Annotated in this window: 22 protein-coding genes and 1 pseudogene; 11 read left to right on the top strand and 12 right to left on the bottom strand. The window is 60.5% G+C overall.

Translation table 11 applies throughout. The annotated features are described in order from the left end of the window. Positions 1 to 38: 38 nt before the first annotated feature. Positions 39 to 2222 (top strand): YccS family putative transporter, encoded by a 2184-nt coding sequence (yccS, locus tag AO268_RS10725; protein WP_076965313.1) that lies wholly within the window; start codon positions 39 to 41, stop codon positions 2220 to 2222. 94 nt (positions 2223 to 2316) lie between these two features. Here the strand turns inward: yccS and AO268_RS10720 are convergent, their stop codons facing one another. Next, complete coding sequence (locus tag AO268_RS10720; RefSeq protein WP_099168652.1) at positions 2317 to 3054, bottom strand: substrate-binding periplasmic protein; 738 nt, start codon at positions 3052 to 3054, stop codon at positions 2317 to 2319. 256 nt (positions 3055 to 3310) lie between these two features. Here AO268_RS10720 and AO268_RS10710 point away from each other — a divergent pair, with 256 nt between their 5' ends. Continuing rightward, on the top strand, positions 3311 to 3763 hold the full coding sequence (locus tag AO268_RS10710) for a GNAT family N-acetyltransferase (RefSeq protein ID WP_076965316.1): 453 nt from the start codon (positions 3311 to 3313) through the stop codon (positions 3761 to 3763). 261 nt (positions 3764 to 4024) lie between these two features. Here AO268_RS10710 and AO268_RS10705 read toward each other — a convergent pair whose 3' ends face one another. The 3 genes from AO268_RS10705 to AO268_RS10695 are packed head-to-tail and all read right to left on the bottom strand — an operon-like array spanning position 4025 to position 7008. Then, the gene (locus AO268_RS10705) at positions 4025 to 4321 is read right to left on the bottom strand and encodes a winged helix-turn-helix domain-containing protein (RefSeq protein WP_099168651.1); all 297 of its coding nucleotides are present in this window, start codon (positions 4319 to 4321) and stop codon (positions 4025 to 4027) included. Between the two features lie 17 nt (positions 4322 to 4338). Further along, on the bottom strand, positions 4339 to 4845 hold the full coding sequence (locus AO268_RS10700; RefSeq protein ID WP_099168650.1) for a M48 metallopeptidase family protein: 507 nt from the start codon (positions 4843 to 4845) through the stop codon (positions 4339 to 4341). A gap of 42 nt (positions 4846 to 4887) precedes the next feature. After that, positions 4888 to 7008 carry a putative bifunctional diguanylate cyclase/phosphodiesterase gene (locus tag AO268_RS10695; RefSeq protein ID WP_076965319.1) on the bottom strand — a complete coding sequence of 707 codons (2121 nt, stop codon included), beginning with the start codon at positions 7006 to 7008 and terminating at the stop codon, positions 4888 to 4890. Positions 7009 to 7328: 320 nt separating this feature from the next. Here AO268_RS10695 and AO268_RS10690 point away from each other — a divergent pair, with 320 nt between their 5' ends. The 3 genes from AO268_RS10690 to AO268_RS32365 all read left to right on the top strand — a co-directional run bounded on the left by AO268_RS10690 (position 7329) and on the right by AO268_RS32365 (position 10030). After that, on the top strand, positions 7329 to 7994 hold the full coding sequence (locus tag AO268_RS10690) for a polysaccharide lyase family 7 protein (RefSeq protein WP_099168649.1): 666 nt from the start codon (positions 7329 to 7331) through the stop codon (positions 7992 to 7994). A 130-nt stretch (positions 7995 to 8124) separates the two neighbouring features. Beyond that, positions 8125 to 9354 carry an alanine racemase gene (gene alr / locus AO268_RS10685; RefSeq protein ID WP_099168648.1) on the top strand — a complete coding sequence of 410 codons (1230 nt, stop codon included), beginning with the start codon at positions 8125 to 8127 and terminating at the stop codon, positions 9352 to 9354. 418 nt (positions 9355 to 9772) lie between these two features. Next, positions 9773 to 10030, top strand: a complete 258-nt coding sequence (locus AO268_RS32365) for a hypothetical protein (protein ID WP_130898223.1) — start codon at positions 9773 to 9775, stop codon at positions 10028 to 10030. A 122-nt stretch (positions 10031 to 10152) separates the two neighbouring features. Here AO268_RS32365 and AO268_RS33725 read toward each other — a convergent pair. After that, positions 10153 to 10227 (bottom strand): annotated as a pseudogene (locus AO268_RS33725) (class II fructose-bisphosphate aldolase); the annotation flags it as partial. 205 nt (positions 10228 to 10432) lie between these two features. Between AO268_RS33725 and AO268_RS32360 the strand changes: the two are divergent. Next, on the top strand, positions 10433 to 10705 hold the full coding sequence (locus AO268_RS32360) for a hypothetical protein (protein ID WP_130898224.1): 273 nt from the start codon (positions 10433 to 10435) through the stop codon (positions 10703 to 10705). A gap of 140 nt (positions 10706 to 10845) precedes the next feature. On the opposite strand, the gene fba is transcribed toward AO268_RS32360, so the two are convergent. The 6 genes from fba to tkt all read right to left on the bottom strand — a co-directional run bounded on the left by fba (position 10846) and on the right by tkt (position 17100). After that, on the bottom strand, positions 10846 to 11910 hold the full coding sequence (gene fba, locus AO268_RS10675) for a class II fructose-bisphosphate aldolase (protein WP_029297347.1): 1065 nt from the start codon (positions 11908 to 11910) through the stop codon (positions 10846 to 10848). Positions 11911 to 12080: 170 nt separating this feature from the next. Further along, positions 12081 to 12416 carry an MliC family protein gene (locus tag AO268_RS10670; RefSeq protein ID WP_076963212.1) on the bottom strand — a complete coding sequence of 112 codons (336 nt, stop codon included), beginning with the start codon at positions 12414 to 12416 and terminating at the stop codon, positions 12081 to 12083. 60 nt (positions 12417 to 12476) lie between these two features. After that, positions 12477 to 12698, bottom strand: a complete 222-nt coding sequence (locus AO268_RS10665; protein ID WP_076963211.1) for a hypothetical protein — start codon at positions 12696 to 12698, stop codon at positions 12477 to 12479. Positions 12699 to 12727: 29 nt separating this feature from the next. Then, a complete protein-coding gene (locus tag AO268_RS10660; RefSeq protein WP_099168647.1) occupies positions 12728 to 13891 on the bottom strand; it encodes a phosphoglycerate kinase in 1164 nt (387 codons plus the stop codon). A gap of 17 nt (positions 13892 to 13908) precedes the next feature. After that, the gene (gene epd, locus AO268_RS10655) at positions 13909 to 14964 is read right to left on the bottom strand and encodes an erythrose-4-phosphate dehydrogenase (RefSeq protein WP_099168646.1); all 1056 of its coding nucleotides are present in this window, start codon (positions 14962 to 14964) and stop codon (positions 13909 to 13911) included. Between the two features lie 138 nt (positions 14965 to 15102). Beyond that, positions 15103 to 17100: a transketolase gene (gene tkt, locus AO268_RS10645; protein ID WP_099168645.1), complete on the bottom strand. Its 1998-nt coding sequence runs from the start codon at positions 17098 to 17100 to the stop codon at positions 15103 to 15105. A 260-nt stretch (positions 17101 to 17360) separates the two neighbouring features. On the opposite strand from tkt, the gene AO268_RS10640 reads away from it, so the two are divergent. The 5 genes from AO268_RS10640 to AO268_RS10620 all read left to right on the top strand — a co-directional run bounded on the left by AO268_RS10640 (position 17361) and on the right by AO268_RS10620 (position 22418). Beyond that, complete coding sequence (locus AO268_RS10640) at positions 17361 to 18356, top strand: ArsR/SmtB family transcription factor (RefSeq protein WP_099168644.1); 996 nt, start codon at positions 17361 to 17363, stop codon at positions 18354 to 18356. A gap of 19 nt (positions 18357 to 18375) precedes the next feature. After that, positions 18376 to 19566 (top strand): methionine adenosyltransferase, encoded by a 1191-nt coding sequence (metK, locus tag AO268_RS10635; protein ID WP_029297363.1) that lies wholly within the window; start codon positions 18376 to 18378, stop codon positions 19564 to 19566. Positions 19567 to 19816: 250 nt separating this feature from the next. Then, the gene (locus AO268_RS10630; RefSeq protein ID WP_076963206.1) at positions 19817 to 20164 is read left to right on the top strand and encodes a DUF1090 family protein; all 348 of its coding nucleotides are present in this window, start codon (positions 19817 to 19819) and stop codon (positions 20162 to 20164) included. 98 nt (positions 20165 to 20262) lie between these two features. Beyond that, complete coding sequence (gene ligB / locus AO268_RS10625; protein WP_373562125.1) at positions 20263 to 21942, top strand: NAD-dependent DNA ligase LigB; 1680 nt, start codon at positions 20263 to 20265, stop codon at positions 21940 to 21942. An 80-nt stretch (positions 21943 to 22022) separates the two neighbouring features. Then, positions 22023 to 22418: a DUF1090 domain-containing protein gene (locus AO268_RS10620; RefSeq protein ID WP_076963204.1), complete on the top strand. Its 396-nt coding sequence runs from the start codon at positions 22023 to 22025 to the stop codon at positions 22416 to 22418. Positions 22419 to 22436: 18 nt separating this feature from the next. Here the strand turns inward: AO268_RS10620 and AO268_RS10615 are convergent, their stop codons facing one another. Next, a complete protein-coding gene (locus tag AO268_RS10615; protein WP_076963203.1) occupies positions 22437 to 22886 on the bottom strand; it encodes a c-type cytochrome in 450 nt (149 codons plus the stop codon). Positions 22887 to 22968 lie beyond the last annotated feature (82 nt).

Here is a 22968-nt window from a genome sequence, read left to right as displayed (position 1 = left end):
TCAATTTAGCGGCATCGTCCCGGAAGACCCCAGCCTTCATGTCCTCGACCTCGTTCAAGCAGTCCATGCGGCGCCTTTGGGCACTGGATAAGTTCAGTTACAGCGTACGGGTGTTTATCGCCCTCACCGGCAGCATGGCGCTGTGCTGGTATCAGGATGAAATGTCGCTGCTGATCCCGCTGTTCCTGGGGATTATCGCCAGCGCCCTGGCCGAGACCGATGACAGCTGGCAAGGCCGCCTCAATGCACTGGCGGTAACGCTGGTGTGTTTCAGCGTGGCGGCGCTGTCGGTGGAGTTGCTGTTTCCCTACCCGTGGATCTTTGCCATCGCCATTGCCCTGGCGAGTTTCTGCCTGACCATGCTCGGCGCCCTGGGCGAGCGCTATGGCGCGATTGCCTCGGCCACCTTGATCCTGTCGGTCTACACCATGATCGGCGTGGACCAGCGCGGTGGCGCCGTCACCGACTTCTGGCACGAGCCTTTGCTGCTGGTGGCCGGCGCCGCCTGGTATGGCGTGCTGTCGGTGCTGTGGCAGGCGCTGTTTTCCAACCAGCCGGTGCAACAGAGCCTGGCCCGGCTGTTTCGCGAACTGGGGCGTTACCTCAAGCTCAAGTCGTCGCTGTTCGAGCCCATTCGCCAACTGGACGTCGAAGCCCGTCGCCTGGAGCTGGCGCAACAAAATGGCCGGGTGGTGGCGGCGCTCAATGCGGCCAAGGAAATCATCCTGCACCGTGTCGGCAATGGCCGGCCGGGCTCCAAGGTCAGCCGCTACCTCAAGCTGTATTTCCTGGCCCAGGACATCCACGAACGCGCCAGTTCCTCCCACTACCCCTACAACGCCCTGGCCGAGGCGTTCTTCCACAGTGACGTGCTGTTCCGCTGCCAGCGCCTCTTGCGCCAGCAAGGCAAGGCCTGCCAGGCCCTCGCCGAGTCGATCCAGTTGCGCCAGCCGTTTGTCTATGACGATAGCTTCGCCGAGGCCCTGGGCGACCTGAATGCCTCCCTCGAACACCTGCGCATCCAGAGCAACCCGGCCTGGCGCGGCCTGCTGCGTTCGTTGCGCGCGCTGGCGGCCAACCTGTCGACCCTCGACCGCCTGCTCAGTGACGCCAGCAACCCCGACAGCCTGGCCGATGCCAGCGACAGCAGCCTGCTGGACCGTTCGCCGCGCAACCTCAAGGAAATGTGGACGCGCCTGCGTACCCAACTGACGCCGACTTCGCTGCTGTTCCGTCACGCCCTGCGCCTGCCCCTGGCGCTGAGTGTCGGCTACGGCATGGTGCATTTGATCCACCCGTCCCAGGGCTACTGGATCATCCTCACCACTCTGTTTGTCTGCCAGCCCAACTACGGCGCCACGCGGCGCAAGCTCGGCCAGCGGATCGTCGGCACAGCCATTGGCCTGACGGTGGCCTGGGCGCTGTTCGACCTGTTCCCCAGCCCCCTGGTGCAGTCGATGTTCGCCATCGCCGCCGGGCTGGTGTTCTTTATCAACCGCACCACCCGCTACACCCTGGCCACCGCCGCCATTACCCTGATGGTGCTGTTCTGCTTCAACCAGGTGGGCGATGGCTACGGGCTGTTCCTGCCGCGCCTGTTCGATACCTTGCTCGGCAGCCTGATCGCCGGGCTCGCGGTGTTCCTGTTCCTGCCAGACTGGCAAGGCCGGCGCCTGAACAAAGTGCTGGCCAACACCCTGACCTGCAACAGCATCTATTTACGCCAGATCATGCAGCAATATGCCGCCGGCAAGAGCGACGACCTGGCCTACCGCCTGGCCCGGCGCAATGCGCACAACGCCGACGCCGCGCTGTCCACCACCCTGGCCAATATGCTGATGGAGCCTGGGCACTTCCGTAAGGAAGCCGATGTGGGTTTCCGCTTCCTGGTGCTGTCCCACACCTTGCTCAGCTACCTGTCGGGGCTGGGTGCACACCGCGATACCCAACTGCCAGCGGACGTGCGCGAGCACCTGATCGAAGGCGCGGGCAAGACCCTGGCCAGCAGCATCGACGAAATCGCCACGGGGCTGGCGAACAAACAGCCGATTGCGGTGCAGAGCGATGCCGAGGAAGCGCTGGCGGTGGAGCTGGAGCAGATGCCGGATGAGATCGATGAGGCGCAAAGGCTGGTGCAGACGCAACTGGCGTTGATCTGTCGGCAGTTGGGGCCGCTGCGTACGTTGGCGGCGCATTTGATCAAGGAAACCAGCGCGGCCTAGGGCCCTATCGCGAGCAAGCCCGCTCCCACACTTGAAAGTATTCGCAGATCAAAATGTGGGAGCGGGCTTGCTCGCGATGGCGGCCTTAAGAACACTACATCCCATGTTGCTTAAGAAGACGCGCATAACTGCCATCCGCCTTCATCTTGCTGATCTCCCGATCAAACCCGGCAACAATCTGCTCATGCTTGGGGTTTTTCAGGCTGACCAGAATATGCAGGCTGTTCTCGCTCAAGGCCTTGGGCAAAAACTCCACCGCATTGCGTACCCTGGGTGACTCCCGTGCCAGGTAAAAACGCGCGACATACTCGTCCTCCACCGTCAGCCGCACCCGCTGGGCCGCCAGCATGCGCACGGCCATGGCGAAGTTATGCACCGGGACTTTGTGCAAATGGGGATCGGCATCAAAGTCTGCCGAATAGGCGTAGCCACGCACCACGGCGACAGGGTAGTCGTGCAATTGCTGCAGGTTCTGGAACTCGATGGGGTCATTGCGGCGCTTGATAAAACGCACGCGGTTGAGCAGGTACTCGGCGGAAAACTGCCCCAAGTGCGTGCGCGCCTCGTCGTACCAGGCATTGATCAGCACGTCATAACGCCCGTCACCCACCCCCATCAATGCCCGCGCCCACGGCACCTGCTCGAAATCACTGGCATAGCCGGCACGCGCCAGGGCGGTGCTGACAATATCAGTGGCCAGGCCACCATTGACCAGGCTCGCATCGGTAAACGGCGGCCACGCATCCGCCACCAGGCGCAAGCGTTCTGCGGCCACCGTGGGGGCCAGCAACAACAATACGATCAAAGCAACGGCACGAGACAATCGCAGCATGCTTAATGTCCTTGCACAACGGGCAGTTCCTTGCGGGCGATGGCGCCTGGCGGGAGGTCTTCCAGGTTCTGACTGTAGCTTATCGCTCGCGGTGTACCGCAGATTACACAAAGAACCCCACGGCGAAAGCACTCAATGATGGCAAATTGACGCCACTCACAAAAAACGCGGTTTTACCGGTGTTTGCACCGTCGCCCAAGACAGTCGCCGGCCAGGGCATTACTATCCGGGTCAGGTCTTTATGCGAGATGGAACAATGACTGTCGATTGGGTTTGCAAGCACCACAATGATCTGGGCAAGGAACAGCTCTACGCCATTTTGCGTCTGCGGGCAGCGGTGTTTGTGGTCGAGCAGAAATGCATCTACCAGGATATCGATGACCAGGACCTGGAAGGCGATACCCACCACCTGATGGCCTGGCAGGACAACCAACTGGTGGCCTACCTGCGCCTGCTGGACCCGGAGCTGCATGGCGGTGACGTGGTTATCGGCCGTGTGCTGGTGGCCGAGGTGGCCCGGGGCACCGGCCTGGGCCACCAGATGCTGGAGGAAACCCTCAAGCAGATCGACGATATCTGGCCGCAGACGCCGATCTTTCTCTCAGCCCAGGCGCATTTGCAGGGGTACTACGCCAGATATGGGTTCAAGGTCGAGGGGGAGGTGTATCTGGAGGATGATATTCCGCATATTGGGATGCGGCGCGCCTGAGGACGCCATCGCGGGCAAGCCCTAATGCCAGTCAGTTAAGCGGATTCTGCTTTCTGTAGGAGCGAGCTTGCTCGCGAAGGACGTCAACGATAACGCGTGTTTGCTAGGTAAACGCGGCGCTCTCAAGTTCTTCGCGAGCAAGCTCGCTCCTACAAAAAGGCTTAACTGACTGGCATTAGGGCAAGCCCGCTCCCACATGTGGCCGCAATCAACCTGTGGGAACGGGCTGCCCGCGATAGCGCCAGGCCTGTCACCGCGAACTCAGGGATAACCCAACACCTGCTTGACCTGCATCAGGTTGCGCTCAATCCAGCTGCGGTCAATCGCCCCCCAGTCGCGAATCCGATAGCGCCCGGCATGATTGCGGGCGCCATCTTCCTGCTCGAATTCACAGACGATATCCAGGTCCGCCAACGCGGCGATGGTGTCCTGGGCCGTGCGCCGGGGCATGCCGGTCGCTTCGGTCAATGCCGGGACGCTGCTGGCCAATTGGCTATCGATCAGATACGCCACATACAGGCGGCGGTAGAAACTGCTCTTGGTCTTGCTCACATCCATGCTCGCTTCCTCTTGGTTCAATCCCGCGCCGCACCCTGCAAGTCGCGGTAGGTCAGGTACACCCGCAGGTCGAACTCCACCTGATGGTAGCCGGGCATCATGTATTCGCAGAGTTTATAAAACGCTTTGTTGTGGTCCGATTCCTTGAAGTGCGCCAGTTCGTGGACGACGATCATCTTCAGGAACTGCGGCGCCGCGTCCTTGAACAACGCCGCGATGCGGATCTCTTTCTTGGCCTTGAGATTGCCACCCTGTACCCGCGAGATCGTGGTGTGCAGGCCCAGGGCGCGGTGGGTCAGGTCCAGGCGGTTGTCGAACAGCACTTTGTCGATGGCCGGCGCATTGCGCAGGTGCTCCTGCTTCAAGGCCAGGGCGTAGCTGTACAACGCCTTGTCACTCTGCACCCCATGGCGCTCGGGGTAACGCTGGTGCAGGTAGTCGCCCAGCTGATCCTTGGCGATCAATTGGCGCACTTGCTCTTGCAGGGCGGCGGGATAGGCCTGGAGGTATTTCAGCGCAGTCATGGGTTCAAACGGCAGGGGCGTGAGGCCGCCAGTGTAGCGAATTCAGCAGGGGCCTGCGCGCAGGGCAAACGACTGTGGCCAGTGGGCAATGTCCTCGGCGGTCAGGGACAGGGCCACCAGCGGCCCCTGGATGAATTGGCAGCCATTGGCCTGCAGCCAGTGGCATTGCTCAAGGGTTTCTACCCCTTCGGCAATCACCAGCAAACCGAAGTGCCCGCACAGCTCGATAATGCTGCGGGCCAGCGCCGCCTCCCGGGGCGAGCCAAGCACGCGGGCGACCAGGCCCGGGTCGAGCTTGAGTGTGTCGAACTCCAGGTCACGCAGGTGCGCCAGGGAGCAGTGGCCCGAGCCAAAGTCATCCAGGGCAATCCGAACGCCCAGGCGCCGTAGCTGCTTGAGCTGCTTGGTGGACTCTTCAATATTGTGCATCAGGCTTTCTTCGCCGATTGCCACTTCCAGTTGCCGCCCCTGCAGCCCATGTCGCTCCAGTGCCTGCTGCAGTTGGGTCGCCAGGTTGGGCATATTGAACTGGCTGCTGCTCAGGCTCACGCTCAGCACCCAGTCGTCGTGCATGACCGGTGCCCAGGCCTGTCGCGCCAGTGCCACCTGGTGGTAGATCCAACTGCTGAGTTGGCTGATCAGGCGCGTCTCTTCCAGCAAGGGCAGGAACAACCCAGGCGGCACATCGCCAACACTCGGGTGCTGCCAGCGCAACAAGGCCTCGACCCCGCGCAGGTGCCCATCCACCAGGGACACCTGGGGCTGGTACACCAACGTCACCTGCTTGTTGTCGATGGCCTCGCGCACACTGCTTTCAAGCAGCAGGCGCGAGCGGGCGCGGCCGTTCATTTCCTGATCGTAATAGCGATATTGCTGACGCCCCGCCCGCTTGGCTTCGTACATGGCGATATCGGCGGCGCGTAGCAGGCCCGTAAGATCGCGACCACAATCGGGGAAGGTGGCAATGCCGATACTGACCCCCAGCATCACCTCCAGGCCATCCACTTGCTGGCAGATCGACACCCGCTCGATCAACTGCTCGGCGAGCTTGGCGGCCTGTTCCGGGTATTGCAGTTCCAGCAACGCGACGAACTCATCCCCCCCAAGGCGGCCAAGAATGTCACAACTGCGCAGGCACAGCTCCAATTGCTCCGAGACCCAGCGCAACACCCGGTCGCCGGCGTCGTGCCCCACGCAATCGTTGACCCGCTTGAAGCCGTCCAGGTCCATGTACAGCAGCACCGTGGCCTGCTCGCTGCGCTCGTGGCGCAACAGGCTCGTTTCTACGGCCTGGTAGAACCCCCGCCGGTTGAGCAGGCCGGTGAGCGGGTCGGTGACGGCCTGGGATTCGAGTTGTTGATGCAGGTGCCGCACTTGCGACATGTCCTGCACGGTCACCACCATGGCCTTCTGCTCCCGGGGCAGCGGCGCACAGGACATCGCCACCGGCAGCTGCTGGCCGGGCGCGGTGCGCAGGATCGCGTCATGCAGGCGCCAGGTTTCGCCGCGGCGGTAAGCGGCGTACAGCTCGCAGCCGAACCAGTCAGGCATATGGGGCTTTTGCAGGAAGCCCAGGAGCGCCTGGCCTTGCAACTCGCCCACCGTGGCATTGAGCAAGCGCGAAATGGCCGGGTTGGCATAGCTGATCACCCCGTCTTCGCCCACCACCAGGATGCCCTCGGCGGCGTTGTCGAGCACCGAGGCATTGAAGGCCCGGGCCAGTTCCAGGTCATGACTCAAACGCTGCAAGGCCCGCCGGTTGCGCTGATGCTCCAGCAAGGCCTGGACCTTGGGCTTGAGGATATGCGGGTCGAAGGGCTTGAACAGGTAGTCGATGGCGCCGCTGGCATAGCCTTCCAGCACCGCGGCAGGCGATTGCTCATTGGCACTCAGGAAGATGATCGGGGTCATGCGGGTACGCTGGCTGCCGCGCATCAAGCGCGCCACTTCAAAGCCGTCCATGCCCGGCATCCGCACATCCAGCAGCACCAGGTCGACGTCACGTTCGAGCAACAGCCCCAGGGCTTCCTCGCCAGAGGCCGCCGTCACCACCTGCCAGTCGTCGCGCTGCAGGAGCGCACGCATGCTGATCAGGTTTTCCGGGTAGTCATCGACCACCAGGAGCACTGAACAGCCTTCGGCTGGGGTTGGAGCACCTTCCATGCGGACTCTCTTCCTTGAGGATTCATTCCGGTCATTTTTGTGACAAAACCGGACATTCTATGTGGAGTCACTCTAGCCCTGGATCCCATAAAGCAGAAGGCGCGACAGTGCCATCATTGCGCCAAAGACCACACAACCGACTAACGGTCAGCACCTACAGCCCACGGATTACGGGAAAGATGGCTTTTTGACAGACTATTGGCGCCAATAAATCGCCATAAAGTCATTAACAAACAGTGACCAGCCGCTTATAAAGAACGCGGCAACCCTTGGGCCAAAGCCTTTTGACCCCCTCTTTACGTACAGCAAAGGCGCACTCAATGATTGATCTGTCCACCTGGAACCTGAGCATCCCTGTCGGCACCCCACCCGCCACCATCGACACGCCCAAACTGCTCAGTGGTTTCAATGGCAAATACTTCCAGGCCGAAGGCAGCAGCGTGCAATTCTGGTCTCCCGTCACCGGCACCCGTACCGAAAACGCCATCTACCCGCGCAGCGAACTGCGAGAAACCTATGCCGACGGCCGACTGCGCAACTGGACCTACCCCGAAGCCGACAACTACCTGCGTGCCACCCTGGCCATCAACCAGGTGCCCTCTTCGGGCAAGATCGTGATCGGCCAGATTCACGCCTATGACAGCCAGAAACCGCTGGTCAAAGTCGAATACCAGTACAAGGAAAAAACCCGGACCGGCAACATCGTCGCCAAAGTGCGCATGCGCCCGGATGACAGCAAGGGCCGGGTGATTATCGTGGCCGAGAATGTGCCCCTGGAGCGCAACTTTACCTACGTCATCCACCTGAACAAGGCCGGGCTGCTGAGCATCGAGGCCGCCAGCGGGCAATGGAACGAACGCCTCGGCGCGGCCTGGGGCAAAAAGCCGCTGTACTTCAAGGCCGGGGTGTATGTGCAAGACAACAGTGGCGATAGCCAGGAAGGCGGCAAGGTGACGTTTGCCAAGCTGGATATCGATCACAACTGACAGTCTGATCCTTCTCACGACGCTTTAGGACAAAACTGCGACCCAGGGTCTCGACTTTTTTGTAGGACAATTCGAGTATGGCGCCGCGCACGCGCAATGCTTCCCTATAAGAAAGTCATGGAGACTCACAATGCCCTTCACTCGCACCCTACTCGCCCTGTCCATGGGCATGGTTCTGCTGCAAAACCCGGCCTTCGCTGCCCCGCCGCTGTCGATGACCGACGGGGTAGCCCAGGTCACTATCCAGGACAGCAACGCCTGGGTTGAGATCAGCAAAGCCGCGTTTGAACACAACATCCGTACCCTGCAAACCAGCCTCGCCGACAAGTCGAAAATCTGCGCGGTACTCAAGGCCGACGCCTACGGCCACGGCATTGGCCTGCTGATGCCCTCGGTGATCAAGCTCGGCGTGCCCTGCGTGGGCGTGGCCAGCAATGAAGAGGCCCGCGTGGTACGCGAAAGCGGCTTCAAGGGCCAACTGATCCGCGTACGCACCGCCGCCCTGAGCGAGCTGGAAGCCGCCCTGCCGTACAACGTCGAAGAACTGGTGGGCAACCTCGATTTCGCCGTGCGCGCCAGCCTGATCGCCGAGCATCATGGCCGCCCGCTGGTGGTGCACCTGGGCCTGAACTCCAGCGGCATGAGCCGCAATGGCGTGGAAATGACCACCGCCCAAGGCCGCCGCGACGCCGTCGCCATCACCCAGGTGCCCAACCTGGAGGTGAAGGCGATCATGACCCACTTCGCCGTCGAAGACGCCGCCGACGTGCGCACCGGCCTCAAGGCCTTCAACGAACAGGCCAACTGGCTGATCAACGTCGCCCAACTGGACCGCAGCAAAATCACCCTGCACGCCGCCAACTCCTTCGCCACCCTGGAAGTGCCCGAGTCGCGCCTGGACATGGTGCGCCCCGGCGGCCTGCTGTTCGGCGACACCGTGCCGTCGTTTACCGAATACAAACGGGTGATGCAGTTCAAATCCCACGTGGCCTCGGTCAACAGCTACCCCAAGGGCAACACCGTCGGCTACGACCGCACCTACACCCTGGCGCGGGACTCGAAACTGGCCAACGTCACCGTGGGCTATTCCGACGGCTATCGCCGGGCATTCACCAATAAAGGCATCGTGCTGATCAATGGGCATCGCGTGCCGGTGGTGGGCAAAGTGTCGATGAACACCCTGATGGTGGATGTGACCGACGTGCCGACCGTGAAGAGCGGCGATGAGGTGGTGTTGTTTGGCAAGCAGGGCAATGTGCAGACGACCCAGGCGGAGGTAGAGGATATTAATGGGGCGTTGTTGGCGGACCTGTATACGGTTTGGGGGAATTCAAACCCCAAAATACTGGTCGATAAATAAGCCGAACACCCTCCAAATGTGAAAGCGGGCTTGTCGGGTCGCCGCATCGCCGCGATGGCGGTGTATCAGTCAGCATTTTTAGTGACTGACCCGCCGCTATCGCGGGCAAGCCCACACATGAATGTATTTTCAAAGCCCAGCCACAAAAAAACCGCATCTCTGCGGTTTTTTTATTAACACCTGAGGTTTAGTTAGCCTTATTACTCACTTTAAAAAGCCCTTCAAATTTACCACCCTTACACAACTTACATTTCTAAATAACAGTCATTCCAAAAAATTCTAAAAAACTGTCATTTCTTACAGATGAAAGTAACAATCACCGCCCCTATCATTTTCCTCGCACCACCCAGGAAGGGTGAAGCTGAAACCGGGAGTTATCTGATTCGCCCATCAACTTTCTCTAATAAAGGAATATGAAATGGCCATTTCAATCAACTATGCACAAAGCACTTCAACCGGGACCATTACCGTCGGCGGCACAGGCGCCGCACCAAATACTGTTCTAAACTTACAGCAAGCCAACACCGGATATCTCTATGGGCAAATGACCTCAAGTTACGATGGCAGTTTTGCTGGAACATTTGCAGGTATCCCTTCAGGAACACGACAAGATTTGACGATCTACGATATAACCATCAGTCGATACACGCCTTACTATTATGTAGACGTCCGATAGACCAAGATTAATAATCTGAGATACCCCTCTGAACACTACAAAAGCAACCGAAGGAAGTTTGCTCAAACATCGCCACAAAAAAGCCCGCATCGCTGCGGGCTTTTTCAGTTAACGCTTCAGGTTTAATCAACCTTGGCGTTCAACTCACCCTTCAAGTACCGCTGATACATCGCTTCCAGCGAAACCCGCTTGATCTTAGGGTTAGAGGGCTGAATCGATCCGCCCCGCTTACCCCCCCTCACAAATAACAAAACTTTTGTTTACAACAACTATCGCAAAAAAAATATTAAAAACTGTGAATTATGACAGGTGCCCCACGCTCATTGAGGCTCTACTCTTTACACGAGCCCATATAACACCCTTATCTCTAAGATCGCACACTTATCTAACGGAGTAAAAATCATGAAAAACTTCACTCTTACGAAGCCACTTGACTTTAGAAAAACACTAACCACCGCTGCTCTCTTTGCATGCACACTTACCTTGCCACTATTAAGCTATGCAAAGGAGACAACATACATCTGCTATATTTCACTACCTCAAAACCCAACTCAAACTGTCACAGCCTCCTCGGCGAGTGAGGCAGCTGAAAAAGTAAAAAAAGACATAGCAGATACAGCCAAAAGAATCTATGGCATGACTTCCGTAGACGTTTCATGCATAGAGGAAAAGTGAAAAATTAACGTCCGATTTTCGCCATATCCAAATAGCCCTATTTATGAACCCTGTTCAAAAACATTCATCGACCCAAAGTAAAACTTTCAGATATAAAAAAACCCGCATCTCTGCGGGTTTTTTCAGTTAACGCTTCAGGCTTAGTTAACCTTGGCGTTCAACTCACCTTTCAAATACCGCTGATACATCGCTTCCAACGACACCGGCTTGATCTTCGACGCATTACCAGCAGTGCCGAACGCTTCGTAACGTGCGATACACACATCACGCATGGCCGTTACGGTGGCGCCGAAGAATTTACGCGGGTCGAACTCGCTCGGGTTGGTGGCCATCAGGCGACGCATCGCACCAGTGGAGGCCAGGCGCAGGTCGGTGTCGATGTTGACCTTGCGCACGCCGTGCTTGATGCCTTCGACGATTTCTTCAACCGGGACGCCGTAGGTTTCTTTGATGTCGCCGCCGTACTGGTTGATGATCGCCAGCCACTCTTGCGGTACCGAGGAAGAACCGTGCATCACCAGGTGGGTGTTGGGGATGCGTTTGTGGATTTCCTTGATCCGGTCGATGGCCAGTACGTCGCCGGTAGGCGGCTTGGTGAACTTGTAGGCGCCGTGGCTGGTGCCGATGGCGATGGCCAGGGCGTCGACCTGGGTGCGCTTGACGAAGTCAGCGGCTTCTTCCGGGTCGGTCAGCATCTGGCTGTGATCCAGCACGCCTTCGGCGCCGATGCCGTCTTCTTCACCGGCCATGCCGGTTTCCAGGGAACCCAGGCAGCCCAGCTCGCCTTCTACCGAAACACCGCAGGCGTGAGCCAGGGCGACGGTTTGTTGGGTAACACGCACGTTGTAGTCGTAGTCGGTCGGGGTCTTGCCGTCTTCGCCCAGGGAGCCGTCCATCATCACCGAGCTGAAGCCCAGTTGGATCGAGCGCTGGCACACGTCAGGGCTGGTGCCGTGGTCCTGGTGCATGCACACCGGGATGTGTGGGAATTCTTCGATCGCGGCGAGGATCAGGTGACGCAGGAACGGGGCGCCGGCGTATTTACGCGCACCGGCCGAAGCCTGGACGATCACTGGGGAGTCAGTCTTGTCAGCGGCTTCCATGATGGCGCGCATCTGCTCAAGGTTGTTGACGTTAAAGGCTGGGACGCCGTAGCCGAATTCGGCTGCGTGGTCCAGCATTTGACGCATGCTGATAAGTGCCATTGTGTTGTCTCTCCCGGTCGAGGGTCGTTAATCGTGCAAGCCTGCCGTAGCGGCGGCTGCTATTCAAGTTATTGCAGATCAAGGGGTTGAGCCTTGGCCTGCTGAATCGTTATTGCAGGGTGCGGTTCGCAATCTTTGTCGAATTGGAACCGGATCCCATGTGCTCTGTATTACTGGGCCTTGCAACCCCGGCCGATCAAATCATCGGTGGCAACCCAGTAAACCAGGCCTTCCTCACCTTTTGTGTGAAACGCCAGCTGCTCATTGCTGTACAGCGCGCCGGAGGCCGCCACGTCTTGCTTGAGGCGATACACCTGGTCGGAGCCGCCAAGGCGCACATCCACCTGCTTGCGGTCGCTGCCGACAAACCGCCAGTTCACCTGGGCCTGGCTGTCACAGACCCAGGTGGTCCAGGTGTCTTGCTGCGGCTGTGCCTTGTTGAACATGTTCAGGTTGGCACAACCGGCCAATAGAGCCAGTGCTGCCAGGGCGATAACGCCTTTCATTGCCAATCCTCGAACGGCGGCCTGGGGCCGCCATTGCTGTCGGTTAGTGAGTCAGACCCATCAAGGGCAACCCTGTTCCTTACCTTTGGGCGGGGAGTCGTATTTCTCCAGCCTGTCAGGCCCTATGCGCTTGCTGATCACCGGCATGGTCTCAGCCTGCCAGTCGGCCTGGTAGCAGCCCGTGTGCGGCGCAGCCCCTGGTGCCTCTGGCGACGCCTTGGGCGCGCTGCCGCAGCCGGCCAACAGGCCCGCGGCAATCACCAGCGCGAATGGCTTGATCATGGGAACGCTCCTTTTCCAGACCGAGGGGCTCAGCCCTTGGCTCGACTTTCCAGCACTTCAACGGCTGGTAGCACCTTGCCTTCGACAAACTCAAGGAACGCGCCGCCACCGGTAGAAATGTAGGAGATCTGCTCAGCAACGCCATATTTATCGATGGCCGCCAGGGTGTCGCCACCACCGGCAATGGAGAATGCCGAGCTTTCGGCAATCGCCTTGGCCAGCACTTGGGTGCCGTTGCCGAACTGGTCGAACTCGAACACGCCGACCGGGCCGTTCCACAGGATAGTGCGGGAGGCTTTCAGCAGTTCGGCGAAGTTGGCTGCAGTTTGCGGGCCGATATCCAGGATCATGTCGTCAGCCGCCACGTCGGCGATCAGCTTGACGGTGGCTTCGGCGCTTTCGGCAAACTCCTTGGCCACTACCACGTCCACCGGCAGCGGCACGCTGACCTTGGCCGCGATGGCCCGGGCAGTGTCCAGCAGGTCCGGCTCGTACAGGGACTTGCCTACCGGGTGGCCAGCAGCGGCCAGGAAGGTGTTGGCAATACCGCCGCCAACGATCAGTTGGTTGCAGATCTGGCTCAGGCTGTTGAGCACGTCCAGCTTGGTCGACACCTTGGAGCCGGCCACGATGGCGGCCATTGGCTGGGCCGGTGCACCCAGGGCCTTGCCCAGGGCATCCAGCTCGGCAGCCAGCAACGGGCCCGCAGCGGCCACCTTGGCGAACTTGGCCACGCCATGGGTCGAACCCTCGGCGCGGTGCGCGGTGCCGAAGGCATCCATCACGAACACGTCGCACAGCGCCGCATATTGCTGGGCCAGTTCGTCGCTGTTCTTTTTCTCACCCTTGTTGAAGCGCACGTTTTCAAACAGCACGATGTCGCCGGCCTTGACGTCGACGCCGCCCAGGTAGTCAGCCACCAGCGGCACTTCGCGGCCCAGGGCCTTGCTTAGGTAATCGGCTACAGGCTTGAGGCTGTTTTCGGCGGAGAACTCACCTTCGGTCGGACGACCCAGGTGGGAGCAGACCATCACGGCCGCGCCTTTTTCCAGGGCCAGCTTGATGGTCGGCAGCGAGGCCAGGATTCGCGCATCGCTGGTGACTACACCGTCCTTGACTGGGACGTTGAGGTCTTCGCGGATCAGTACGCGCTTACCTTGCAGATCGAGGTCGGTCATCTTCAACACGGTCATGGGTCGCAGTTCCTGAATTACTGTTGAGGTTGTTTAGAGGCGATGTGCAGATAATGTTCCGCCACATCCAGCATGCGGTTGGCAAAGCCCCATTCGTTATCGAACCAGGCCAGGATATTCACCAGCCTTGGCCCGGAAACACGGGTCTGGCTGGCATCCACAATGGCCGAATGCGGGTCGTGGTTGAAATCACAACTGGCGTGCGGCAACTCGGTGTAGGCCAGCAAACCCTTGAGCGGGCCGCTGGTGGCGGCGTCGCGCAGGATCCGGTTGACCTCGCCGGCGTCGGTGTCGCTGACGGTCTGCATGGTGATATCCAGGCACGACACGTTCACCGTCGGCACACGCACGGCTTTGGCCTGGATTCGCCCGGCAAGCTCCGGCAGCAGGCGTTCGATACCACGGGCCAGGCCGGTGGACACCGGGATCACCGACTGGAACGCCGAGCGGGTGCGGCGCAGGTCTTCATGGTGGTAGGCATCGATCACCGGCTGGTCGTTCATCGCCGAGTGAATGGTGGTGATCGACACATACTCCAGGCCAATCGCCTGGTCCAGCAGGCGCAACAACGGCACGCCGCAGTTGGTGGTGCAGGAGGCGTTGGACACCAGCAACTCGTCACCGGTCAGGCAGTCCTGGTTGACGCCATAGACGATAGTGGCATCCACATCCGCCTCGCTGGCCATCGGCTGGGAAAACAGCACGCGCGGCGCACCGGCGTCGAGGAAGCGCTGGCCATCGGCACGGGTGTGGTAGGCACCGGAGCATTCCAGCACCAGGTCGACGCCCAGCGCCGCCCAGTCGATGCCCTCGGGCGTGGCACTGCGCAAAACCTTCACGCAGTTGCCATTGATATGCAGACAATCGCCGTCGATCCGCACTTCGCCGGGGAACCGGCCGTGGGTGGAGTCGAAGCGTGTCAGGTATTCGATGCTGGCCATGTCGGCCAGATCGTTGATGGCGACGATTTCAAACCCGGCCGCCGCCCCTCGCTCGAACAGCGCACGCAAGACGCAACGACCAATCCGGCCGTAGCCGTTGAGTGCAACTTTGTAGGGACGGGGTTCAGGCATGGGGTTCTCGATCAATGTTCGTTCAGTGTTGAATGTTCCATCGCTATCGCGGGCAAGCCCGCTCCCACATTAGACCGCGATCCAAATGTGGGAGCGGGCTTGCCCGCGATGGCGCCAGTACAGACAACGTAGACTGACTTAGTCTTCCAGCAGCTCTTCAGCCTGACCCAGGATGTTTTCCAGGGTGAAACCGAACTCTTCGAACAACGCTGGCGCTGGCGCCGACTCACCGTAGGTGGTCATGCCGATCACGCGGCCTTCCAGGCCCACGTACTTGTACCAGTAGTCGGCGTGAGCCGCTTCGATGGCGATACGCGCACTGACCTGCAACGGCAGGACCGATTGCTTGTAGTCCGCGTCCTGGGCTTCAAACACGCTAGTGCACGGCATGGACACAACGCGCACGTTACGGCCTTGGGCGGTCAGCTTGTCGTAGGCCTGGACGGTCAGGCCCACTTCGGAACCGGTGGAGATCAGGATCAGCTCCGGCTCGCCGATGCAATCCTTGAGCACGTAGCCACCACGGCTGATCGCGGCGATCTGCGCGTCGGTACGCACCTGGTGTTGCAGGTTCTGGCGCGAGAAGATCAGCGCCGATGGGCCATCCTTGCGCTCGATCGCGTGTTTCCAGGCCACGGCCGATTCGACCGCGTCCGCTGGGCGCCAGCAATCCAGGTTCGGCGTGGTGCGCAGGCTGGTCAGTTGCTCGACTGGCTGGTGCGTCGGGCCGTCTTCGCCCAGGCCGATGGAGTCGTGGGTGTACACGTGGATCACGCGCTTCTTCATCAGCGCGGCCATGCGCACGGCATTGCGTGCGTATTCCATGAACATCAGGAAGGTCGCGCCGTAAGGCACCAGGCCGCCGTGCAGGGCAACGCCGTTCATGATGGCACTCATGCCGAACTCGCGCACGCCGTAGTACATGTAGTTGCCGCTGGCGTCTTCAGCCGAGACACCTTTGCAACCTTTCCACAGGGTCAGGTTGGAACCGGCCAGGTCAGCCGAACCACCGAACAGCTCAGGCAGCAGTGGGCCGTAGGCATTCAGCGCATTCTGGCTGGCTTTGCGGCTGGCAATGGTTTCGCCTTTGGCGGCCACTTCGGCGATGTACTCGTCAGCCTTGGCCGAGAAGTCCAGCGGCAGGTCGCCATTGAGGCGGCTCATCAGCTCATTGGCCAATGCCGGGAATTGGGCGGCGTAGGCTTCAAAACGCTGGTCCCACTCGGCTTCAGCGGCGCGGCCGGCTTCCTTGGCGTCCCACTCGGCGTAGATATCCGCCGGGATTTCAAACGGGCCATGGTTCCACTTCAGTGCTTCGCGGGTCAGGGCGATTTCCGCGTCACCCAACGGGGCGCCGTGGCAGTCTTCCTTGCCTTGCTTGTTCGGCGAACCGAAGCCGATGGTGGTCTTGCAGCAGATCAGGGTCGGCTGCTCGCTTTTACGCGCCGTTTCAATAGCAGTCTTGATCTCTTCTGGATCGTGGCCGTCGACATTGCGGATCACCTGCCAGTTATAGGCCTCGAAACGCTTGGGCGTATCGTCGGTGAACCAGCCTTCGACTTCGCCGTCGATGGAGATACCGTTGTCATCGTAGAAAGCAATCAGCTTGCCCAGGCCCAGGGTGCCGGCCAGGGAGCTGACTTCGTGGGAAATGCCTTCCATCATGCAGCCATCACCCAGGAACACGTAGGTGTGGTGATCGACAACGTTGTGGCCGGGACGGTTGAACTGCGCCGCCAGGACTTTTTCCGCCAGGGCAAAGCCCACGGCATTGGCCAGACCCTGGCCCAGGGGACCGGTGGTGGTCTCCACGCCTGGGGTGTAGCCGAATTCCGGGTGGCCCGGGGTGCGGCTGTGCAGTTGGCGGAACTGCTTGAGATCGTCGATGGACAGGTCGTAGCCGGTCAGGTGCAGCAACGAATAGATCAACATCGAGCCATGGCCGTTGGACAGCACGAAGCGGTCGCGGTCGGCGAACGATGGGTTGCTCGGGTTGTGTTTCAGGTAGTCACGCCAAAGTACCTCGGCGATATCCGCCATGCCCATCGGGGCACCGGGATGGCCGCTGTTGGCTTTTTGCACGGCATCCATGCTGAGGGCACGAATGGCGTTGGCACGCTCACGACGGCTGGGCATCGCTGTTCTCCTGAGGGTTGAATAAAAGAAACGGAAAAAAGGACCGGCATTTTCCCTCAGCCAACGCCTTCGGGGCAATGACAGATACCGACTTATGTAGGTTTTTCCTGTGGTTTGGACTGCATTGGCGGCCAGAACACTTCCCGCCGTTCGTCTAAAGGTTATAGCGCCTGCTTATAACCACCGATTATCGACCAATATCAAAACTTTTTGATATTGGCCTTGCGAGGATTTGACCTCATCACTAGACTGCTGGCCTTATGAACTTACCTGCGCCTTCCATTCGCCCCGACGATTGTGATGAGCTGGCCGCCCTGTGCAAGGCCGGCGGCGATCCGCTGCGCCTGAATGTACTGCGCGCCCTGGCCAACGATTCGTTTGGCGTGCTGGAACTGGCGCGGATCTTTGCCATTGGCCAGTCCGGCATGAGCCACCACTTGAAAGTGCTGGCCCAGGCCGACCTGGTGGCCACCCGCCGTGAAGGCAATGCGATTTTTTACCGTCGCGCCCTGCCCCACACCGATTTGCTGGGGGGCAAGCTGCACGCAGCCTTGCTGGAAGAAGTAGACAACCTGGCCCTGCCGGCTGACGTGCAGTCGCGGATCGCTCAGGTCCACGGGCAACGCGCCGCGGCCAGCCAGGATTTTTTCTCACGGGTGGCGGACAAGTTCCGCGCCCAGCAGGACCTGATTGCCGGGCTGCCCCAATACCGCGAAAGCGTGCTGGCGCTGCTCGACAAACTGGGCTTCGACCAAGGCGCCACGGCGCTGGAAGTCGGCCCGGGCGACGGCGGGTTCCTACCGGACCTGGCACGCCGCTTCCACCAGGTGACGGCGCTGGACAACAGCCCGGCCATGCTGGAGCTGGCGCGCCAGCTGTGCGAGCGCGAGCACTTGGGCAACGTCAGCCTGCGGCTGGCCGATGCCTTGGATGATGTAGGGCTACAAGCCGATTGCGTGGTGTTGAACATGGTCTTGCACCATTTCGCCGCTCCGGCCGACGCCCTCAAACAAATGGCCGGTTTGCTGCAACCGGGCGGCAGTCTTTTGGTAACCGATTTATGCAGCCACAACCAGAGTTGGGCCAGGGAGGCCTGCGGTGATCTCTGGTTGGGGTTTGAACAGGACGATCTGGCCCGTTGGGCCACTGCTGCGGGACTCGTTCCCGGGGAAAGCCTGTATGTAGGCTTACGTAATGGTTTCCAGATTCAGGTCCGCCACTTTCAGCGGCCAACTGGCGACACTCACCATCGGTAAATATCAGGAAAACATCGAGATGAGCGAATATTCCCTTTTCACCTCCGAGTCCGTGTCTGAAGGGCATCCGGACAAAATCGCCGACCAGATTTCTGATGCGGTGCTGGACGCCATCATTGCTGAAGACAAGTTCGCCCGCGTGGCGTGCGAGACGCTGGTGAAAACGGGCGTAGCGATCATCGCCGGTGAAGTCACCACGTCGGCCTGGGTCGACCTGGAGCAGATCGTCCGTGACGTGATCACCGACATCGGCTACACCAGCTCCGACGTCGGCTTCGACGGCGCGACCTGCGGCGTGATGAACATCATCGGCAAGCAGTCGCCCGACATCAACCAGGGGGTCGACCGCGCCAAGCCGGAAGACCAGGGCGCCGGCGACCAGGGCCTGATGTTCGGCTACGCCAGCAACGAAACCGACGTGCTGATGCCGGCGCCGATCACCTTCTCGCACCAGTTGGTCAAGCGCCAGGCCGAGGCCCGCAAATCCGGCCTGCTGCCTTGGCTGCGCCCGGATGCCAAGTCCCAGGTCACCTGCCGTTACGAAGGCGGCAAAGTGGTGGGGATCGACGCCGTGGTGCTGTCGACCCAGCACAACCCGGAAGTCTCCTACAAAGACCTGCGCGAAGGCGTGATGGAGCTGATCGTCAAGCACGTGCTGCCTGCCGAGCTGCTGACCAAGGACACCCAGTTCCACATCAACCCGACCGGCCAGTTCATCATTGGTGGCCCGGTGGGCGACTGCGGCCTGACCGGGCGCAAGATCATCGTCGACAGCTACGGCGGCATGGCCCGTCACGGCGGTGGCGCGTTCTCCGGCAAGGATCCATCCAAGGTTGACCGTTCGGCCGCCTACGCCGGTCGCTATGTGGCCAAGAACATCGTCGCGGCCGGCCTGGCCGAGCGTTGCGAGATCCAGGTGTCCTACGCCATTGGTGTGGCCCAGCCTACATCGATCTCGCTGAACACCTTCGGTACCGGCAAGATCAGCGATGACAAGATCGTCAAGCTGGTGCGTGAGATCTTCGACCTGCGTCCGTACGCAATCACCACCATGCTCGACCTGCTGCACCCGATGTACCAGGAAACCGCGGCCTACGGCCACTTCGGTCGTACCCCTGAACAGAAGACCGTCGGCGACGACACCTTCACCACGTTCACCTGGGAAAAAACCGACCGCGCCGACGACCTGCGTACCGCCGCCGGCCTGTAATCGCTGTATGCAACACCCAAGGCCCTGCCGGGTTTTCCCGGCGGGGCTTTTTGTTGCACTTTTTTGCCGGCCCGATTGGCTCGCGCTGGCGGGCTTGGCAAATAGTTCACATTTATTGGATCCAACCCTTGCAGGCCAAATGATGGCCCACTAAAATCCGCGCCCTCCCGAGCATTCACCCCACCTGGATATTGCATTGCGCCTGCTCGGGACAGCCAAGTGCGCAGGCAATCGAACATTGAGGTTTTTCATGCGTATTTCCACGCTCGCCCCTGCCGCCCTGCTGCTCAGCCTGTTCACCCTGTCCGCGCAAGCTGCTGACCTGAGCGGCCTGACTGGCGCCCTGACCTCCCAACTGGGCGGTGCTACCGGCAACTGCGAAAAACAGAGCCAGGAACTGCAAGCCAAGGTCGATGCGGCCAAAGCCAATGGCGAAGACCTGAAAGTGAAAGCCATGCAGGCTGCACTGGACCAGGTAAACAAAGGTTGCAAAAAAGTCGGCGAGTCCCAGGGCAAGCTCGACGAAGCCTCGCAAAAGCAGCAAGCCAAGGCTGACAGCAATGACACCGTGAAAGCCCTGGGCGGTCTGTTCAAGTAAGCAGAAACACCCAGTAAAAAGCCTCGCGCCTGCGGGGCTTTTTTATGGGCGTTTGCTTGTTTTAGGCTGGGCGCCCCTTCAGAGCAAGGATGCTCATGATGACGCCACGCCTGCTGACCTACCTGCTGTTGATGCTCTTTCCCCTCGCCCCTTGGGCGCAGGGCTGCCCGGACTGGCCAGCCGACAAGGCCCGGGACGAAATCACCGCCCTGCAACGGCAAATCAGCCTGTGGGACGACAGCTACCATCGCCTCGGCCAATCCCTGATCAGCGACGAACTCTACGACCAGGCCCGCTGGCGCCTGGAGCAATGGCGGGGCTGTTTTGCCCAGGCGCCGTCAGCGGCCGACAATCCCCTGTCCAGCGCACGGGGCAGCGTCGCCCATCCAGTCCCGCACACGGGTCTTGAGAAGCGGGTCAATGACCGCGCCGTGGCAGACTGGATCCAGGCCCGCAGCGACCTGTGGATACAACCCAAGGTCGATGGCGTGGCCGTGACCCTGGTCTATCGCGCGGGGCGCCTGGCCCAGGTCATCAGCCGCGGCGATGGCCTGTTCGGCCAGGACTGGACCGCCTCGGCCCGCAAGATCCCTGGCATTGTGCAACAACTGCCCGAGGCCATCGACTTGCTCTTGCAAGGCGAGTTGTACTGGCGCCTGGAGGCCCATATCCAAGGGGAAACGGGCGGCCTGAATGCCCGCAGCAAAATCTCCGGGCTGATGAACCGCCAACAACTGAGTGATGCCGACGCCGCCGGTATCGGTCTGTTCGTCTGGGCCTGGCCACAAGGGCCGGCGGACATCAGGCAGCAATTGGACAGCCTCGCTCACTGGGGCTTTGTCGACAGCCAGCGCTACAGCCAGCCTATCGGCACCTTTGAACAGGCGCGTTACTGGCGCGCTTTCTGGCTTGGGCATCCATTGCCCTTCGCCACGGATGGCGTGGTGCTGCACCAAAGCCAACGTGCCCCGGCCAGTCGCTGGCAAGCCAGTGCGCCGTACTGGGCCGTCGCCTGGAAATACCCGGTCATCAAAGCCCTGGCCCATGTTCGCCAGGTGCGGTTCAAGATCGGCCGCACCGGCCGTATCACACCGATCCTGGAACTGGACCCGGTGCTGCTCGACGATCGCCAGATCAAACGCGTCAGCATCGGCTCGCTGAAACGCTGGCAAGCCCTGGATATCCGCCCCGGCGACCAGGTGTCCATCAGCCTTGCCGGCCAGGTGATCCCACGGCTCGACCAGGTCATCCTGCGCAGTTATCCACGGGTCGATGTCGCGGTACCGCTAGCCAGCGATTTCCATCACCTGAGCTGCTGGCGGCTGGCCCCGGCCTGCGAGGAGCAACTGCTGGCCCGGCTGACCTGGCTCAGTGGCAAGCAGGGCCTGGATCTGCCACACATTGGCCGCGAGACCTGGAGCAACTTGATCCAGGCCGGGCAAATCAACGGTTTGGTGGATTGGTTGAACCTTGATGAGACAGAGCTTGCTACCATTGACGGATTCGGCGAGCGCAGCAGTGCACGCCTGCTTGCGAGCCTGCGCAGTGCGCGCCAGCGGCCGTTCGCCCAGTGGTTGACGGCGCTGGGCGTTCCACCCACTGCGCGCAACAACCTGGCCGGCGGCTGGCACGCCCTGGCCGCCCGAGACACGCAAGCATGGCAGGCCGAGGCGGGAATCGGCCCGGGGCGAGCGGCGCAGTTGAGCGCTTTTTTTCGCGACCCCCAGGTGGTGGCCATGAGCGAAACACTGCGGGCGGCCGGGATAGACGGCTTTTAGTCCCGCCCCGCGACATTAACCGGTGCCAGCAGAAATCACCCTGCCCACCTGACAACGATCTTGTTGATTTTGGAGTTTTTATGAAGTTTCTTGCACCGCTTGCCCTGCTGACCCTCACCAGTTTCCTGGCCACGCCATTGCTGGCGACCGAGACAGCCGCGCAACTGACCGGTTGCGCCGCCAAGCGCCAGGCCATCAGCCAGCAGATCGAACAAGCCAAGGCCCACGGCAACAGCGAGCAACAAGCCGGCCTGGAAAAAGCCTTGAGCGAAGTCACCGAGCACTGCACCGACGCCGCCCTGAAAAAGGAACGCGAGAACAAGGTGCTGGATGCCAAGCACGAAGTCAGCCGCCGTCAGGCCGACCTCGATAAAGCCATGAAAAAGGGCGACTCCGAGAAGATCAACAAGCGTAAGGACAAGCTCGCCGAATCGCGCAAAGAACTGCAGCAAGCCCTCGACGATCTGGACAAGTAAGACCCATAAGACCGAACCTCAATGGTCGCGAAACTGCTTATGACAGGCGCTGCAGGCATCTTCGACTTTCTGCACGGCCGGCCCCAGGTTACTGGCCTTGTAAGGCTGCACCTGGCTGGCGATCACCAATTCACCGGTGGCCGCCTCAAGGTTGCGCGCCAGTTCCTGGAACTGGGCCTGTTTCTGCCATACGTCGTCCTTGGCGCTGGTGTGGTCTTCTTCGCGCACCGTTGGAAAGTGCTGCCACGGCTCATGGGACAGGGCGTCGAGCTTGACCGCACCCTCGGCAAATTTCGCCCCGTCGAACGGGATGCGACCACGCAGCATGCCACCCAGGTCTTCGCCGGTCTTGAGCATCTGCTTGAAAATGGCCTTGCGCTGGCCCAGCGGCGAGTTCGGGTCCACGCCACCGCAGGCGGTCAGCGTCAGGCAGGCCAGCAATACAACAGTCAGTTTTTTAAAAGTCATGGTGGCTCAGGGTCACGGGAAACGGCGGCCAGTATCCTCGCCCCACCCGTAAAGGCCAATAGCCCTATTAATAATATGGATG

Source organism: Pseudomonas sp. ICMP 8385 (genome assembly GCF_002699915.1).
Taxonomy (GTDB): domain Bacteria; phylum Pseudomonadota; class Gammaproteobacteria; order Pseudomonadales; family Pseudomonadaceae; genus Aquipseudomonas; species Aquipseudomonas gessardii.
The sequence above is the reverse complement of the archived record's forward strand: the minus strand, read 5'-3'. Positions and strand labels throughout refer to the sequence as shown.